The organism is Rhizobium sp. AN6A, from assembly GCF_900215635.1.
Lineage (GTDB): Bacteria > Pseudomonadota > Alphaproteobacteria > Rhizobiales > Rhizobiaceae > Agrobacterium > Agrobacterium tumefaciens.
Genome location: NZ_OCNC01000003.1, coordinates 1,180,507 through 1,195,588 on the forward strand (window position 1 = coordinate 1,180,507; position 15,082 = coordinate 1,195,588).

The 15,082-nt window shown below is 59.5% G+C and carries 15 protein-coding genes; 9 read left to right on the forward strand and 6 right to left on the reverse strand.

The window, feature by feature from the left end:
- Window positions 1–24: 24 nt before the first annotated feature.
- The 4 genes from CRO62_RS09365 to CRO62_RS09380 are packed head-to-tail and all read right to left on the reverse strand — an operon-like array spanning window position 25 to window position 2,477.
- Window positions 25–798: a rhomboid family intramembrane serine protease gene (locus tag CRO62_RS09365; protein ID WP_097099958.1), complete on the reverse strand. Its 774-nt coding sequence runs from the start codon at window positions 796–798 to the stop codon at window positions 25–27.
- 35 nt (window positions 799–833) lie between these two features.
- Window positions 834–1,427, reverse strand: a complete 594-nt coding sequence (locus CRO62_RS09370) for a cob(I)yrinic acid a,c-diamide adenosyltransferase (protein WP_097099959.1) — start codon at window positions 1,425–1,427, stop codon at window positions 834–836.
- Between the two features lies 1 nt (window position 1,428).
- Entirely contained in the window at window positions 1,429–1,626 is a 198-nt protein-coding gene (locus tag CRO62_RS09375; protein ID WP_003497428.1) for a twin transmembrane helix small protein, read from the reverse strand.
- 17 nt (window positions 1,627–1,643) lie between these two features.
- The gene (locus tag CRO62_RS09380; RefSeq protein ID WP_097099960.1) at window positions 1,644–2,477 is read right to left on the reverse strand and encodes an SDR family oxidoreductase; all 834 of its coding nucleotides are present in this window, start codon (window positions 2,475–2,477) and stop codon (window positions 1,644–1,646) included.
- A 182-nt stretch (window positions 2,478–2,659) separates the two neighbouring features.
- Between CRO62_RS09380 and CRO62_RS09385 the strand changes: the two genes are divergently transcribed.
- Complete coding sequence (locus CRO62_RS09385) at window positions 2,660–3,577, forward strand: YihY/virulence factor BrkB family protein (protein WP_097100445.1); 918 nt, start codon at window positions 2,660–2,662, stop codon at window positions 3,575–3,577.
- On the opposite strand, the gene gluQRS is transcribed toward CRO62_RS09385, so the two are convergent.
- Window positions 3,545–4,429 carry a tRNA glutamyl-Q(34) synthetase GluQRS gene (gene gluQRS / locus CRO62_RS09390; RefSeq protein WP_179783995.1) on the reverse strand — a complete coding sequence of 295 codons (885 nt, stop codon included), beginning with the start codon at window positions 4,427–4,429 and terminating at the stop codon, window positions 3,545–3,547. The genes CRO62_RS09385 and gluQRS overlap by 33 nt on opposite strands.
- Window positions 4,430–4,501: 72 nt before the next feature.
- On the opposite strand from gluQRS, the gene CRO62_RS09395 reads away from it, so the two are divergent.
- Window positions 4,502–5,149, forward strand: a complete 648-nt coding sequence (locus CRO62_RS09395) for a DNA-3-methyladenine glycosylase family protein (RefSeq protein WP_097099962.1) — start codon at window positions 4,502–4,504, stop codon at window positions 5,147–5,149.
- Window positions 5,150–5,164: 15 nt separating this feature from the next.
- Here the strand turns inward: CRO62_RS09395 and CRO62_RS09400 are convergent, their stop codons facing one another.
- Window positions 5,165–6,583, reverse strand: a complete 1,419-nt coding sequence (locus CRO62_RS09400; protein ID WP_097099963.1) for a helix-turn-helix domain-containing protein — start codon at window positions 6,581–6,583, stop codon at window positions 5,165–5,167.
- Window positions 6,584–6,701: 118 nt separating this feature from the next.
- Here CRO62_RS09400 and CRO62_RS09405 point away from each other — a divergent pair, with 118 nt between their 5' ends.
- From CRO62_RS09405 to mce, 7 genes are all read left to right on the forward strand, one after another.
- Window positions 6,702–8,234, forward strand: coding sequence for an acyl-CoA carboxylase subunit beta (locus CRO62_RS09405; RefSeq protein ID WP_097099964.1), 1,533 nt, complete (start codon window positions 6,702–6,704; stop codon window positions 8,232–8,234).
- A 100-nt stretch (window positions 8,235–8,334) separates the two neighbouring features.
- Complete coding sequence (gene yghU, locus CRO62_RS09410) at window positions 8,335–9,231, forward strand: glutathione-dependent disulfide-bond oxidoreductase (RefSeq protein ID WP_003511310.1); 897 nt, start codon at window positions 8,335–8,337, stop codon at window positions 9,229–9,231.
- 125 nt (window positions 9,232–9,356) lie between these two features.
- Complete coding sequence (locus CRO62_RS09415; RefSeq protein WP_013761770.1) at window positions 9,357–9,734, forward strand: hypothetical protein; 378 nt, start codon at window positions 9,357–9,359, stop codon at window positions 9,732–9,734.
- A 35-nt stretch (window positions 9,735–9,769) separates the two neighbouring features.
- On the forward strand, window positions 9,770–10,333 hold the full coding sequence (locus CRO62_RS09420) for an RNA 2'-phosphotransferase (RefSeq protein WP_097099965.1): 564 nt from the start codon (window positions 9,770–9,772) through the stop codon (window positions 10,331–10,333).
- Window positions 10,330–12,333 (forward strand): acetyl/propionyl/methylcrotonyl-CoA carboxylase subunit alpha, encoded by a 2,004-nt coding sequence (locus tag CRO62_RS09425; protein ID WP_097099966.1) that lies wholly within the window; start codon window positions 10,330–10,332, stop codon window positions 12,331–12,333. Before CRO62_RS09420 ends, CRO62_RS09425 begins: the two co-directional genes overlap by 4 nt.
- A gap of 118 nt (window positions 12,334–12,451) precedes the next feature.
- A complete protein-coding gene (gene scpA, locus CRO62_RS09430) occupies window positions 12,452–14,593 on the forward strand; it encodes a methylmalonyl-CoA mutase (RefSeq protein WP_097099967.1) in 2,142 nt (713 codons plus the stop codon).
- A gap of 13 nt (window positions 14,594–14,606) precedes the next feature.
- The gene (gene mce, locus CRO62_RS09435; protein ID WP_097099968.1) at window positions 14,607–15,023 is read left to right on the forward strand and encodes a methylmalonyl-CoA epimerase; all 417 of its coding nucleotides are present in this window, start codon (window positions 14,607–14,609) and stop codon (window positions 15,021–15,023) included.
- Window positions 15,024–15,082: the final 59 nt, after the last annotated feature.

Consider the following 15,082-nt stretch of genomic DNA (forward strand, 5'->3'; position numbering starts at 1 on the left):
ATAATTTATCTCTTCGTCAACGGCTCATCTGCTCCCGTCATAGCCCCGTTCGATTTGCGACAACCCCGCCGTTTGCGACGGATTCTTGAACTGCGCCGCCCTTGGCGGAACAATCGTGCGGTCGAACAGGGGAACGTCCGGCCTGCGCATGAAAATTACCATCACAGCCCCGGCCAATATGCCGCCCACATGTGCCCCCCAGGACACATTTTCCTCAAGGCCAAGTGCCAGCATCAGAAATTGCTGGCCGATCCATAGCGCCAACGGAATGAAGGCAGGCAAGGGCAACGGAATGCGCATGAACACCAGAACCCAGACGCGCACCTTGGGATGCAGGAGAAAATAGGCCGCGACGACGCCGGAAACAGCGCCTGATGCACCGATAAGCGGCCCTTCCGACATGGGTGCGACGAAGCCGTGCAACAGCGCGCCGGCTATGGCGCAGGCGATGTAAAATATCAGGAAACGGAAATGGCCGAGCGCGTCCTCGACGTTGTCGCCGAAGACCCACAGAAACAGCATGTTGCCTGCCATGTGCCAGAAATCCAGATGCAGGAACGCATAGGTGACGACGGTCAGATCATCCGGCACCACCTGCAAGGCGGGTTCCAGATAGGCGTAATCGAACACCACCGCCGGAATGAAGCCGAGGCCGAGCGCTGCGGCATTGGCCTGCACATCGCTGGCGAACACGCCGGTGAACAGCCAGACCAGCACATTGACCACGATCAGGCCGATCGTGACATATTGCAGCCGGATGTGTTTGAGGGAATTCGCATCGTGCAGCGGTATGAACATCGAATGCCCTTCTGTTGCGCGATTGTCTCGCGATTTTAGCGGTTCTTGCCGGGAACCCACAATATGTCAGCCTTGCCCATATCATTGGCAAAACGGGCGGCTACGAACAGGAAGTCGGACAGGCGGTTGACATATTTTAGCGCTTCCGGGCTGACGATCTCGCTTTCAGCAACCGAGAGCTCCACTATGAGCCGTTCCGCCCGTCGGCAGATCGTGCGCGCCAGATGCAGATTGGCCGCCGCCGCATTGCCGCCCGGCAGCACGAAGGAGGTCAGCGGTTCAAGTGAGGAGTTGAGGTCGTCGATTTCGTTTTCCAGCCGCGTGACCTGGCTCTCGACAATGCGCAGCGGCTCGTAGGCCGGCGGCTCGTCGGTTTCCGGGGTCGCGAGATCGGCGCCCAGGTCGAACATGTCGTTCTGGATGCGGAACAGCATGGCATCCAGCTTTTCCATGCTGGCAATATCAGTATTGGCGGTATGCAGCCGCGCCACGCCGATCGCCGAATTCGTTTCGTCCACCGTGCCATAGGCCTCGACGCGAAGATCGTGCTTCAGGCGGCGGGGACCGGACACCAGCGCCGTCGTGCCCTTGTCGCCGGTGCGGGTGTAGATCTTGTTCAGCTTCACCATGTCAGCGTCCGCCGCCGGTGAGCCACAGGGTCAGCATGATGAGCACGATGGCGATGGCCTGCAACAGAAGGCGAAGCTGCATCAGCTTGTTGGAACGGTTGGCGTCCTGGCCCTTCAGCATGTTGAAAAGGCCTCGTATCAGCACGATGACAACGAGGCCCATGACGATAAGGGCCAGAACGGTGGTGAAGCCGGACATTTAGGGGGTACTCCTCCTCAATCGAATCTGCGCAGCAGACGATAGAACAGTCCGGCAGGCAAGAGCCGTTTCAGCAACAGCCCCTGTTTGGCGGGAACGGTGACGGGATAATGCGGTTTTGGCTTTGCGGCGGTCAGGGCGTGTTTCAGCACGGCATAAACGGCGTCGGGGCCAAGCTTGTGGCGGTTGACCGGGCCGGACCCATCCATCCGCGCCAGCTGACGCTTGTATTCCACCGCATGCGCCGAGTTTTCCAGATCGATCTTGTCCCTGACGTGGGCAAGGGCCGTCGTGGTGAATTTCGACGTGATCGGTCCCGGTTCGATCAGGCTCACATGGATGCCGCTGCCCTGAAGTTCCATGCGCAGCGTGACGCCAAGGCCCTCGATGGCGAATTTCGATGCGGTATAGGCGCCGCGATACCGATAGGGAATTAGGCCGAGAATGGAGGAGCAATGCACGATGCGTCCGGAACCACGCTTGCGCATGAAGGGAATGACCCGCCGCGTCAGATCGTGCCAGCCGAAGACGTTGGTTTCGAATTGCTGCCGCAGCGCTTCCACCGGCAAATCCTCCACCGCGCCCGGCTGGCCATAGGCGCCATTGTTGAACAGCGCATCGATGCGGCCTCCGGTTCTGGCCGCAACCGTATCCACGAGAGCCGCGATGGTTTCGGGCTTGGTATAATCCATGATCAGGGTTTCTATGCCCTGATTTTCGAGCGCGGCCATATCGACGATGCGGCGCACGGTGGCAAACACCCGCCAGCCGTCGCGGTGAAGCGTGCCGGCACAATGGGCTCCGATGCCCGAGGAACATCCGGTAATTATGATGACGGGTTTTTCAGGCATCTATGCCGCTCCGGAAAGCCGAATGTTGTGCTGGCCCGATGGTCCGGCCTGTGAAAATTGTATTGCGCAAAATCTGTATGCCTGCGGGAACCGAAAGGCGGGCTTGTGCGCTGTACAAAGTAGAGCTGACTTCCCATATTCGGGGCGAAGTTACAAATGAAATGCCGATGAATGGAGGCGACATGGTTGCCGCAGTGCGCCTGGCAGGCAAGGTTGCCTTCGATGCCTATTCTCATTTTGCCGAGGATGACGGCTGGGCGATGGCGAGCCACATGGCGCTTTCCATCCTGCTGGCGCTGTTCCCGTTCCTGATTTTCGGCACGGCTTTGGCCGGTTTTCTGGGGGCTGACCAGTTTTCCGAGACGGCGGTGCATCTGATTTTTGACACCTGGCCGGAAGCGATCGCAGGTCCGCTTGCCGCGCAGGTGCAGCAGGTCCTGACCATTCCGCGCGGCGGACTGCTGACAATTTCGGTACTGGCGGCGGCATATTTTGCCTCCAACGGCGTCGAGGCGCTCAGAATCTCGCTCAACCGCGCCTATCGCGTCACGGAAACGCGCTGGTGGTACATCACCCGTCTTCTCAGTCTGCTTTATGTGTTGATCGCAGTGGTGGTCTTTACCGGCATCAGCATCGTGCTTGTTGCGGTGCCGGTCGCAACGTCCTTTGCCGAGCAGCGGTTTCCCTGGCTGACGGATGCGCTGAACACGGTTTCCAGCCTCGGTCTTTACGGCACCATCGTCGTGCTGACGGTCGGGCTGGTGGCGGCGCATCTGTGGCTTCCGGCCGGCAAACGCCGCATCTGGGATGTCTGGCCCGGCATTCTGCTGACAATGATCTTCTGGGTCATCGGCGCGGCGATCTTTGCCTATTACCTCTCCACCTTCGCTAATTATGCCGCCACATATGCCGGTCTGGCCTCGGTGATGGTGGTTCTGGTGTTTCTTTACATGGTGGGTGTCATCTTCATGCTGGGTGCGGAGGTGAATGCCGCTCTGATGAAATACAAGGTCCGGCAGATCATCCGCCGCAATATCGGCGGCAACAGTGCGCGCCGCGAGCAGGTGCTAGAGGAGCCCGACAAGCCGGCGGATATCTGACGACGTTTTTCCTTCCGCCCGAAGCGCGGAAAGGCCGGTGCTGCCTTCGCTTTTCGAAAGCTTGCGCCCATCAGCACCCAAAATCAGCCGGTGGTGGTGATAGGCGGGTGGCGGCAGGTCCAGCAATTGTTGCAGCAGCCGGTGAATGGCGGTTGCGTTAAACAGATCCATGCCGCGCACCACATGGGTGATGCCTTGCAGCGCGTCATCCAACACCACGGAAAGATGATAGCTGGAGGGGGCGTCGGAACGCGACAGCACCACATCGCCCCAGAGCGCCGGCAAAGCTTCGATTTCCCTGGTCTGCCCGTCGCCGCTCTCGCGCCAGAACAGCTTGCTGCGCAAGGTGCGGACCGCCTTCTCCATGTCGAGCCGCCAGGCATGTTGCCTACCCGATGCCAGAAGTTCGGCCCGTTCCGCCTGCGGCCTTTGCCGATCTGTTGCCGGGTAAAGCGGCGCGCCGTCGGGATCGCGCGGCCAGAGCCTTCCCTCGGCCTCAAAGGCCCTGACAATGGCTTTCGTCTCACCCCGGCTTAAGAAGGCGGGATAGGCGAGGTCGGCCTCGACCAGCCTGTCGAGTGCTGTGCGATACTCATCGAAGTGCTCCGATTGCCGCCGCACCGGCTTTTCCCATTCCAGTCCCAGCCAGCCAAGATCATCATAGATAGCCTGCTCCAGCTCCGGAGTGCACCGCGTCTGGTCGATATCTTCGATGCGCAGCAGAAAATGGCCACCGTTTTCCCGCGCCATATCGTGGTTCAGAAAAGCGGAAAGCGCATGGCCCAAATGCAGGGCGCCATTGGGGCTTGGCGCAAAACGATAAACCGGTTTTTGACGGACGGGCGAAGGCATGGTTTCTTCTGCCATGTTTTGAAGCGCCTCGCCACCCGGTGCCGGGCCAACGTGAATATGGGCTGTGCAGACATGAAAATCATCAGGGGCCTTGACGATATCAGCGAAGGTCTGGCGCATCTTGCCCGCCTCGATCCGGCTCTCAGCCTTATTATCGAAAAAGCCGGTCCGCTGGAGTTGCGTATTCACGAGCCCGGCTTTGCGGGCCTTGCCCATATCGTCGTGTCGCAGATGGTGTCGCGCGCCAGCGCCAACGCCATATGGGTGCATATCCTTGCCGGCACAGGCGGGGCGGTGACGGCGGAAAACTATCTGGCGGTGCCGGAAGAATTGCGCGCCACTTTCGGCCTTTCCCGGGCCAAGGCAACAACGCTGGAAGGGTTGGCGCACGCGGTTGCGGATGGCCGCATCGATCTTGATGCCGTCAGTCGCAAGGAAGCAGATGTTGCCCTTTCGGAGCTGGTGGCGCTTCGCGGCATCGGCCCGTGGACGGCGGAAGTCTATCTGATGTTCTGCGGCGGCCACCCCGATATTTTTCCGGTTGGCGACGTGGCGCTGCGGGCTGCGGTGGGCCACGCGCTTTCGCTCGAGGCACGGCCGGATGCGAAATGGCTGGCGGCGCGCGCGGAACTCTGGACGCCCTGGCGCTCCGTCGCCGCCCGGCTGTTCTGGGGCTACTATGCAAATATCATGCGGCGCGCGATGGTGCCGCTGCCCTGATATGATCGCGCGGCGCTAGAAGTCTGCGATCCGGTACGGCAAGGCCCCGCGTGACAGATGATCGAAGTGTAGTTTGCGTTTCAGTGGGGGCACGGCGCGCTGAACGCACTCCACCCTTTCGCAGACCCGGCAGGAAACGCCAATAGGCTTGAAAGACGAGGTATTGGTGAGATCGAGCGTATCGGCATAGACGAAATTCTGCGCATGGGAAATTTCGCAGCCGAGCGCGATGGCATAACGTGGCCTGTCCGTGTTGAAACCGGCGCCGGCTTTTTCGATCTGCGTGGCGATGGAAAGATAACGCACGCCGTCAGGTGTTTCCGCCAGCTGGCGTACGATCCTGTCGGAGCTTTCGAAGGCCTGATGGATGTTCCAGAGCGGACAGGCCGCGCCGAAACGGGCAAATTGCAGCCTTGTGGCGCTGTGGCGTTTGGTGATGTTACCGGCACGGTCGATCTTCGCGAAAAAGATCGGCACGCCTTTCTGACCAGGGCGTTGCAAGGTGCTGAGCCTGTGGGCCACCTGTTCAAGGCTCGCGCCGAAGCGCACGGCCAGAAGTTCCAGATCGTGGCGCAATTCCTGCGCGGCCCGGTGAAATTGCCCATATGGCAGGATCAGCGCGGCGGCGAAATAGTTGTGAAGGCCGATGCGACAGATTTCCGCGGCTTCGGCGCTGCGGAAACCGGCGCCGGCCAGCACTCTGTCCACCGTTGCTCCCGCATGAAGCTGGGCGATCTGAAGCGCAAGCTGAAAACAGCGGGTCGGTGCTGCCATGTAGGAACTGAGCGCCAGCGTTTTGCCGGCCGGATCGAAATGCCGGATCAATCCGCCCGCCGCCTCCGTTCTGGTGATGTGGACACCGAAGCGGCTGCGTAGATGGGCCGCGAGAATGCCATAGGTCTCGCCGCCCTCTATCTCCAGTTCGTATGCAAGTTCTTCCGCCAGAAGATCGATCTCGGCAACGTAATTGTCGACGAAGTGGAAGAAATCGCGGACCTCTTCGTAAGGTGTTCTCTCCACCTGCGCGGTTCCCCGCCCCAGCCTGTCATCCAGCTGCACCAGCTGCTCACTATTTTGCCGGTAGGCCTGGTGGGCGCGCAAAAGCGCATGCGCAAAACCCGGTGCGTTCTGCGCAATCAGCTTCAGCTCCTGCAGCCCGGGCTCGTAATTCAGGAACAGCGGGTCTTTCAGGGCCTCGCGCACAGCGGAAACCAGCCGGTCGTTTTCGCCGGTTGCCAGTTCCGTCACGTCGAGCTGGAATTTTTCCACCAGCGTCACAAGAACGCTGGCGGAAACGGGTCGCTGATTGTTTTCGATCTGGTTCAGATAACTCGCCGAAATGCCGAGCCGTTCGGCAAACTGCGCCTGCGTGGCGCGGGCGTTTTCGCGAAGGCCGCGGACCTTGCGGCCGATGAAGAGCTTTTCCGTCGCCATGTTGCAACTTTGCAAAATTAAATATTGCAAATATTTATGGCACGCATACGCGCACGATCAAGGCTTCTAGGCGAATGTTTTCTAAGCTATTGATTTTGAGGAAACGCATGGAGGAAACATGCCCAGCATTCTGGAGCAATTGCAGACGCGCCGCGACGAAGCGCGGCTCGGCGGCGGCGTCAAGCGCATTGAGGCGCAGCATGCCAAGGGCAAGCTGACGGCGCGCGAGCGCATCGATGTGTTGCTGGATGAAGGTTCCTTCGAAGAGTACGACATGTACGTTACCCACCGGGCGGTGGATTTCGGCATGGCCGAACAGAAGGTGGCGGGCGATGGCGTCGTTACCGGCTGGGGCACCATCAACGGCCGGCAGGTCTATGTGTTTTCCCAGGATTTTACCGTGCTCGGCGGTTCGCTGTCGGAAACCCATGCCCAGAAAATCTGCAAGATTATGGATATGGCCGTGCGCAACGGCGCGCCCGTGATTGGCCTCAACGACAGTGGCGGCGCGCGCATTCAGGAAGGCGTTGCTTCGCTCGGAGGTTATGCCGACGTTTTCAAGCGCAATGTCATCGCCTCCGGTGTCGTGCCGCAGATCTTTGTCATCATGGGGCCGTGTGCCGGTGGTGCCGTTTATTCGCCTGCCATGACCGACTTCATCTTCATGGTGCGCGACACCTCCTACATGTTCGTAACCGGGCCGGATGTGGTGAAGACCGTGACCAACGAGATCGTCACGGCGGAAGAGCTGGGCGGCGCCTCCACACACACCAAAAAATCCTCCGTTGCCGATGGCGCCTACGAAAACGACATCGAGACGCTGGAACATGTGCGCCTGCTGTTCGATTTCCTGCCGCTGAATAATCGGGAAAAACCGCCGGTCCGGCCTTTTCATGACGATCCCGCACGGCTGGAAGCGCGCCTTGATACGCTGATCCCCAACAGTTCCAACAAGCCATACGATATGAAGGAACTGATCCATGCGCTCGCCGACGAGGGCGATTTCTTCGAGTTGCAGGAGGCGTTTGCCAGAAACATCATCACCGGTTTCATGCGTCTGGAAGGCCAGACGGTAGGCGTCGTCGCAAACCAGCCGATGGTGCTGGCCGGGTGTCTGGATATTGACAGCTCACGCAAGGCCGCCCGCTTCGTGCGCTTCTGCGATGCCTTCAACATTCCCCTGCTGACACTGGTGGATGTGCCCGGTTTCCTGCCCGGAACGGCGCAGGAATATGGCGGCGTCATCAAGCACGGCGCGAAACTGCTGTTTGCCTATTCCGAGGCGACGGTTCCGATGGTGACGCTGATTACCCGCAAGGCCTATGGTGGCGCTTATGACGTGATGGCCTCGAAACATATCGGCGCTGATGTGAACTATGCATGGCCGACTGCGGAAATCGCTGTCATGGGCGCAAAAGGGGCAGCGGAAATCCTCTATCGCTCGGAGCTTTCCGATCCGGACAAGATCGCCGCACGCACAAGGGAATATGAGGAGCGTTTCGCCAATCCCTTCGTGGCGGCAGAGCGTGGTTTCATCGATGAGGTCATCATGCCGCATTCCTCGCGCCGCCGCATCGCCCGTGCCTTTGCCTCGCTGCGAGGCAAGAACGTCGAAACCCACTGGAAAAAGCACGATACTATTCCGCTCTGACCTGCTCTGGGGCTGGAAAAATACTTTGGCCACCTTACTATAATGATGTTCAGGCGCCCGACCTTCGGTGCCCTCCCGAAACGCACAAGGACTGATTTTTATGGCCGAGAACTCCTCCGCAGATAATTTTCCCGCCGGATATGAAGTGCCCAAGGTCTGGACCTGGGACAAGGGCAATGGCGGCCAGTTCGCCAATATCAATCGCCCGATCGCCGGTCCCACCCATGACAAGGAATTGCCGGTCGGCAAACATCCGTTGCAGCTTTATTCGCTGGCGACGCCGAATGGTCAGAAGGTCTCGATCATGCTGGAAGAATTGCTGGCCGCTGGCCACAAGGGCGCCGAATATGATGCCTGGCTGATCAAGATCGGCGAAGGCGACCAGTTCGGCTCCGGTTTTGTCGGCGTCAATCCGAACTCCAAGATCCCGGCGCTGATGGATCATTCGACGCCCGAGCCGACCCGGGTTTTCGAGAGCGGCTCGATCCTCGTTTACCTCGCGGAAAAATTCGGCGCTTTCCTGCCGAAAGAGGGCAATGCCCGCACGCAGGCGCTGAACTGGCTGTTCTGGCAGATGGGCTCCGCCCCCTTCCTCGGCGGCGGTTTCGGCCATTTCTACGCCTATGCCCCGATCAAGATCAAATATGCTATCGACCGTTACGCCATGGAAGTTAAACGCCAGCTTGACGTGCTTGACCGTCATCTGGCCGATAACCGTTATCTGGCGGGCTCGGAATATACGATTGCCGACATGGCCGTCTGGCCCTGGTACGGCAAGATCGCGCTCGGCCAGGCTTATGGCGATGCCGGTGCTTTCCTTGAAGCGGCCGGTTATAAGAACCTTATGCGCTGGACGCTTGAAATCGGCGAACGCCCTGCGGTCAAGCGCGGCGTGATCGTCAATAAAACCTCGGGCGATCCGTCCGAACAATTGCATGAACGCCACGATGCCTCCGACTTCGAGCAGAAGACGCAGGACAAAATCGGCAAGGCATAACGAAAAGACTAGAGCGCTTCTGGTTCTAATGGGACCATGAAAGCGCTCTAATTATTTGAATTTACGCATATCCGGACGTAAAAGCGGACCCGCTTTTAATGGAAATGCTTCTGGAAGGACAAAAGATGGCGAACCTGCCCGAAATGACGAAACACAAGGGATTTCCCTCCGGCATGCCGAGCACGGGCATCCAGTTCACCATCCGCCGCGCCAATCCAAAAGGGGTAACGCCCATCAAGATGATACCTCGAAGGGCGCGGGACGATTCCAAGGAACACCGCATCGATGCGGCCTTCCTGCACTCGCTCTGGCACCATTTTGGTCCCGAGCCGTTCGAGCGCGGTAATCTCGACGCTGCCCGCCTCAGCCTGCTGTTCGGCCGCGAGGTCTTGCCGGCGGAAAAGAATTTCGATCCGCTTTCCTACCAGGCGATGCTTGTCATCGACGAGCGCGTCGCCCGGCAGAATTTCCCGGAATCGTTTGAGAATTTTTTCGAGATTTGAGTGTGCTGTCATCCGCCAATAGGGAATGAAATTCAATGTCGACGGCCACCAGCAAATTCCTGAGCTATGTTCTGCGACATGCGCCCGAAAGCATCGGGCTTACCTTGGATGCTCAGGGTTGGGCGGATGTCGGAGATCTATTGGCAAAAGCAAATGCGAGTGGCACGCTGCTCGACGAGGCCGGCCTGCGTGCGGCCGTTGCCGAAAGCGACAAGAAGCGTTTCACCCTTTCGGAAGATGGGCACCGCATCCGGGCCGCGCAGGGGCATTCAGTAAAGGTCGATCTTGGTAGAGCTCCTGTCGAACCGCCGCCGCAGCTTTTCCATGGCACTGCGACACGTTTCCTCGATGCTATCCTGCAGGAAGGATTGCGACCGGGCAGCCGGCAGCAGGTTCACCTTTCGGCAGACAGCGTGACGGCACATGCGGTCGGCCAGCGGCACGGAAAACCTGCCATTCTGATCGTTGATACCGGTCGGATGTTTACCGATGGCCACAGCTTTTATCAGGCCGACAACGGTGTCTGGCTGACCGACGCGGTCCCTGCTGCGTATCTGGTGCCGATTGAAAACGACGCTGCGGAAGGCGATGGCAAATGATCAAGAAAATCCTCATCGCCAATCGCGGCGAGATCGCCTGCCGGGTCATCAAGACGGCAAAGAAGATGGGCATTGCGACGGTTGCAGTCTATTCGGATGCTGATGCCAACGCATTGCATGTGAAGATGGCGGATGAGGCCGTTCATATCGGTCCGGCGCCCTCGTCGCAGTCCTATATCGTCATCGATAAAATCCTTGCTGCGATCGAGAAGACCGGGGCTGATGCGGTGCATCCCGGCTATGGCTTCCTGTCGGAGAACGCTGCCTTTGCCGAGGCGCTGGAGAAGGCGGGTGTGATCTTCATCGGCCCGCCGGTCGGCGCTATCCAGGCCATGGGCGACAAGATCACCTCCAAGAAGCTAGCGGCGGAAGCCGGTGTTTCCACCGTGCCCGGCCATATGGGGCTGATTGGGGATGCAGATGAGGCGGTGAGGATCGCCTCCGAGATCGGTTATCCCGTGATGATCAAGGCCTCGGCCGGCGGCGGCGGAAAGGGCATGCGCATCGCCTTTAACGATGCGGAGGCGCGCGAGGGTTTCCAGTCGTCAAAAAACGAGGCGAAATCTTCCTTTGGGGACGACCGCATCTTCATCGAGAAATTCGTCACCCAGCCGCGCCATATCGAAATTCAGGTGCTGGGCGATCAACACGGCAATATCCTTTACCTTGGCGAGCGAGAGTGCTCGATCCAGCGCCGCAACCAGAAGGTCATCGAGGAAGCGCCATCGCCCTTTCTTGATGAGGCAACGCGCAAGGCCATGGGCGAGCAGGCCGTGGCTCTGTCGAGAGCAGTCGGTTACCATTCGGCCGGAACGGTGGAATTCATCGTCGATGGCGAGCGCAATTTCTACTTTCTGGAAATGAATACGCGCCTGCAGGTGGAACATCCGGTAACGGAACTCGTCACAGGCATTGATCTGGTCGAGCAGATGATCCGCGTGGCATCAGGCGAAAAGCTGTCCTTCGGGCAGGCCGATATAAAGTTGAACGGCTGGGCAATCGAAAGCCGGCTTTATGCCGAAGACCCCTATCGCAATTTCTTGCCCTCCATCGGCCGGTTGACGCGGTATCGTCCGCCGCAAGAGGGCGAGCAGGAAAACGGCACCGTGATCCGCAACGATACCGGCGTCTTCGAAGGCGGCGAAATCTCGATGTATTACGATCCGATGATCGCCAAGCTTTGCAGCTGGGCCAAGGATCGTGAAACCGCCATCGATGCCATGGGGCAGGCGCTGGATCGTTTCGAAGTGGAGGGCATCGGCCACAATCTGCCGTTCCTCTCGGCTGTCATGCAGCACGAGCGTTTTCGGGCCGGCCGTCTGACGACGGGTTTTATCGCCGAGGAATTTCCGGAGGGCTTTTCCGGGGTCGAGCCGGATGAGGCCTCCGCGCGCAAGCTTGCAGCCATCGCCACCGTTATCCACCAGCGGCTTCAAAACCGTGCGGTCGAAATTTCCGGTACCATCGGCAATCATCGTCGCATTGTCGGTCAGGACTGGGTGGTTTCGCTTGGTCAATCCCGTCGAAGCGTCAGCGTGGAAACCGGTGCTGAAGGCATGGCAATCCGTTTTGAGGATGGTGCTGCGCTGACGGTCGATACCGGCTGGCTTCCCGGCCGCAGCCTTGGCCTGTTCACGGTGGCGGGCGAGGTGATCGCCGCCAAGGTCGATCTTGCCGGTGCGGCGGTTCGCCTGCGCTGGTGCGGCATGGATGTTCTCGCCCATGTGCGCAGCCCGCGCGTGGCGGAACTGGCGCTGCTGATGCCGGAAAAGCTGCCGCCCGATACGTCGAAACTGTTGCTCTGCCCGATGCCGGGCGTCATCACCGGGATCTCGGTTGGCGAGGGGGACGAGGTGGAAGCCGGTCAGGCGCTGGCGACGGTGGAGGCAATGAAGATGGAAAACATCCTGCGTGCGGAAAAACGCGGCCGGGTCGCCAAAGTGTCGGCAAAGCCGGGCGACAGCCTCGCCGTGGATGAGGTCATCCTCGAATTTGAATAGGGCTTGATACCGTTTTTGAGGAACGGATGAGGGGCGGAGCGGGTTACGGGGTAGGCTGGATTTCGGTCACGATCACCAGTCACAGTACTGAAAATGAAATGCAGAAGGGGAGATATGCATGTCGGGTGAAAAAACGGTGCGGGATTGGCTGCAGCTTGCCGAAAAGGAGCTGAAGCGTTCACCGGATGCACTCGTCTGGCATACGCCCGAAGGCATAGACGTCAAACCGCTTTACATGGCCGATGATCTGAAAAAGGTTTCACATCTCGACGGCCTGCCGGGTTTTGCGCCCTTCACGCGCGGCCCGCGCGCCACCATGTATGCCGGGCGGCCATGGACCATTCGCCAATATGCCGGTTTTTCGACTGCCGAAGCCTCCAACGCCTTTTACCGCAAGGCGCTTGCCGCCGGTCAACAGGGTGTTTCGGTCGCCTTCGATCTTGCCACCCATCGCGGATATGACAGCGACCACCCGCGCGTTGAAGGCGATGTCGGTAAGGCGGGCGTAGCGATCGATAGCGTCGAGGACATGAAAATCCTGTTCGATGGCATACCGCTCGAAAAGGTCTCCGTCTCCATGACTATGAACGGGGCCGTCATTCCGGTGCTCGCCAATTTCATCGTTGCTGGGGAGGAGCAGGGTGTCTCGCGTGCCGCGCTTTCCGGCACCATCCAGAACGACATTCTCAAGGAGTTCATGGTCCGCAACACCTATATCTACCCGCCCGAGCCTTCGATGCGTATCATTGCTGATATCATCGAATATACGGCGAAAGAGATGCCGAAATTCAACTCCATTTCGATATCCGGCTATCACATGCAGGAGGCGGGTGCCACGCTGGTGCAGGAGCTTGCCTTCACGCTGGCGGATGGGCGGGAATATGTGCGGGCCGCCCTTGCCAAGGGACTGAATGTCGATGATTTCGCTGGCCGCCTGTCGTTCTTTTTTGCCATCGGCATGAATTTCTTCATGGAGGCCGCAAAGCTGCGCGCCGCACGCTTCCTCTGGTCGCGCATCATGGAAGAGTTCAAGCCGCAAAAGGCGTCGTCGCTCATGCTGCGCACCCATTGCCAGACATCCGGTGTGTCTCTTCAGGAGCAGGACCCTTACAATAACATTGTCCGCACCGCTTTCGAGGCCATGTCCGCCGTGCTGGGCGGCACACAATCGCTGCACACCAATTCCTTTGATGAAGCCATTGCCCTGCCGACAGAATTTTCCGCCCGCATCGCCCGCAATACCCAGCTCATTCTCCAGCACGAAACCGGCGTCACCAAGGTCGTCGATCCGCTGGCCGGTTCCTACTACGTCGAAAGCCTGACGGATGAACTGGCGCAAAAAGCCTGGGCGCTGATTGAGGAGGTGGAGGCGCTTGGCGGCATGACCAAAGCGGTGGCGGGAGGCCTGCCCAAACGATTGATCGAGGAGGCGGCCACGCGTCGGCAGGCGGCGGTGGACAAGGGCGAGGAAGTTATCGTCGGCGTCAACCGCTACCGTCTGGAAACCGAAGAGGATATCGACGTTCTCGATATCGACAACGCCGCCGTACGCGCCGCGCAAATCCGCCGCCTTGAGGACACCAAACGTCGCCGCGACGGCGGGGACGTCTCGAAGGCGCTGGCGGCATTGTCTGAAATTGCCCGCAGCGGCAAGGGTAATATTCTCGAGGCGGCAGTCGTCGCCGCCCGCGCCCGCGCCACCGTCGGCGAGATTTCCGATGCGCTGCGTGCCGTCTTCGGCGACTACGTTGCCGTGCCGGAAGTGGTGGAGGATATTTACGGCGAGGCCTACAAGGACGAGCCGGAGCTTGCCACGCTCGCAACGCGGCTTTCCGGCGTGGCAGAGCGACTCGGCGTCAAACCGCGCATCATGGTCGCAAAGCTCGGGCAGGACGGGCATGATCGCGGCGCGAAGGTTATCGCGTCGGCCTTTGGCGATATCGGTTTCGCTGTGCTGGCCGGGCCACTGTTCCAGACGCCTGCCGAGGCAGCCGATCTTGCGGTTCAGAACAAGGTGCATGTGGTCGGCATGTCGTCGCTTGCCGCAGGTCACAAGACGCTCGCACCGCAGCTGGTCGAGGCGCTGAAGCAGAAGGGTGCCCAGGACATCATCGTCGTCGTCGGCGGCGTCATTCCGCGCCAGGATTATCAGTTCCTGCTCGATCACGGCGTTTCGGCGATTTTCGGACCCGGCACCAATGTCATGGATGCGGCCAACAAGGTTCTCGATCTGCTCGAAGGCATCCGGCGCAACGCGTGAGAGGAATACCGCCATGTTCGGAAGATTGAACCACGTCGCCATTGCCGTGCCCGATCTTAATGCCGCCGTTTCGCGATACAGGGCGCTTGGCGCTCACGTTTCCGAGCCGCAATCCCTGCCCGAACACGGCGTGACAGTGGTGTTCGTTCAGGCTGACAATACCAAGATCGAACTTCTTCATCCGCTTGGAGAGAACTCCCCGATTACCGCCTTCCTCGAAAGAAATCCGGGTGGCGGCACGCATCATCTGTGCTTTGAGGTGCCGGATATTCTGGCCGTGCGAGACGATCTCGTCCAAAAAGGCATCCGCATTTTAGGTGATGGCGAGCCGAAGATCGGCGCGCATGGCAATCCCGTTCTCTTCCTGCATCCAAAGGATATGGGCGGCGTGCTTTACGAGCTTGAGCAGGTCACTCCGACACACGTCTGAAACACAGACCCCGTACGACATCCCGAAACACGCTGGCGAAGTGATTCACCGGCGGCAGT

Bases quoted from the DNA above. Each gene is read 5' to 3' on its own strand.
- CRO62_RS09365 (WP_097099958.1), bottom strand. From the start codon at position 798: ATGTTCATACCGCTGCACGATGCGAATTCCCTCAAACACATCCGGCTG.
- CRO62_RS09370 (WP_097099959.1), bottom strand. From the start codon at position 1,427: ATGGTGAAGCTGAACAAGATCTACACCCGCACCGGCGACAAGGGCACG.
- CRO62_RS09375 (WP_003497428.1), bottom strand. From the start codon at position 1,626: ATGTCCGGCTTCACCACCGTTCTGGCCCTTATCGTCATGGGCCTCGTT.
- CRO62_RS09380 (WP_097099960.1), bottom strand. From the start codon at position 2,477: ATGCCTGAAAAACCCGTCATCATAATTACCGGATGTTCCTCGGGCATC.
- CRO62_RS09385 (WP_097100445.1), top strand. From the start codon at position 2,660: ATGGTTGCCGCAGTGCGCCTGGCAGGCAAGGTTGCCTTCGATGCCTAT.
- gluQRS (WP_179783995.1), bottom strand. From the start codon at position 4,429: ATGCCTTCGCCCGTCCGTCAAAAACCGGTTTATCGTTTTGCGCCAAGC.
- CRO62_RS09395 (WP_097099962.1), top strand. From the start codon at position 4,502: ATGAAAATCATCAGGGGCCTTGACGATATCAGCGAAGGTCTGGCGCAT.
- CRO62_RS09400 (WP_097099963.1), bottom strand. From the start codon at position 6,583: ATGGCGACGGAAAAGCTCTTCATCGGCCGCAAGGTCCGCGGCCTTCGC.
- CRO62_RS09405 (WP_097099964.1), top strand. From the start codon at position 6,702: ATGCCCAGCATTCTGGAGCAATTGCAGACGCGCCGCGACGAAGCGCGG.
- yghU (WP_003511310.1), top strand. From the start codon at position 8,335: ATGGCCGAGAACTCCTCCGCAGATAATTTTCCCGCCGGATATGAAGTG.
- CRO62_RS09415 (WP_013761770.1), top strand. From the start codon at position 9,357: ATGGCGAACCTGCCCGAAATGACGAAACACAAGGGATTTCCCTCCGGC.
- CRO62_RS09420 (WP_097099965.1), top strand. From the start codon at position 9,770: ATGTCGACGGCCACCAGCAAATTCCTGAGCTATGTTCTGCGACATGCG.
- CRO62_RS09425 (WP_097099966.1), top strand. From the start codon at position 10,330: ATGATCAAGAAAATCCTCATCGCCAATCGCGGCGAGATCGCCTGCCGG.
- scpA (WP_097099967.1), top strand. From the start codon at position 12,452: ATGTCGGGTGAAAAAACGGTGCGGGATTGGCTGCAGCTTGCCGAAAAG.
- mce (WP_097099968.1), top strand. From the start codon at position 14,607: ATGTTCGGAAGATTGAACCACGTCGCCATTGCCGTGCCCGATCTTAAT.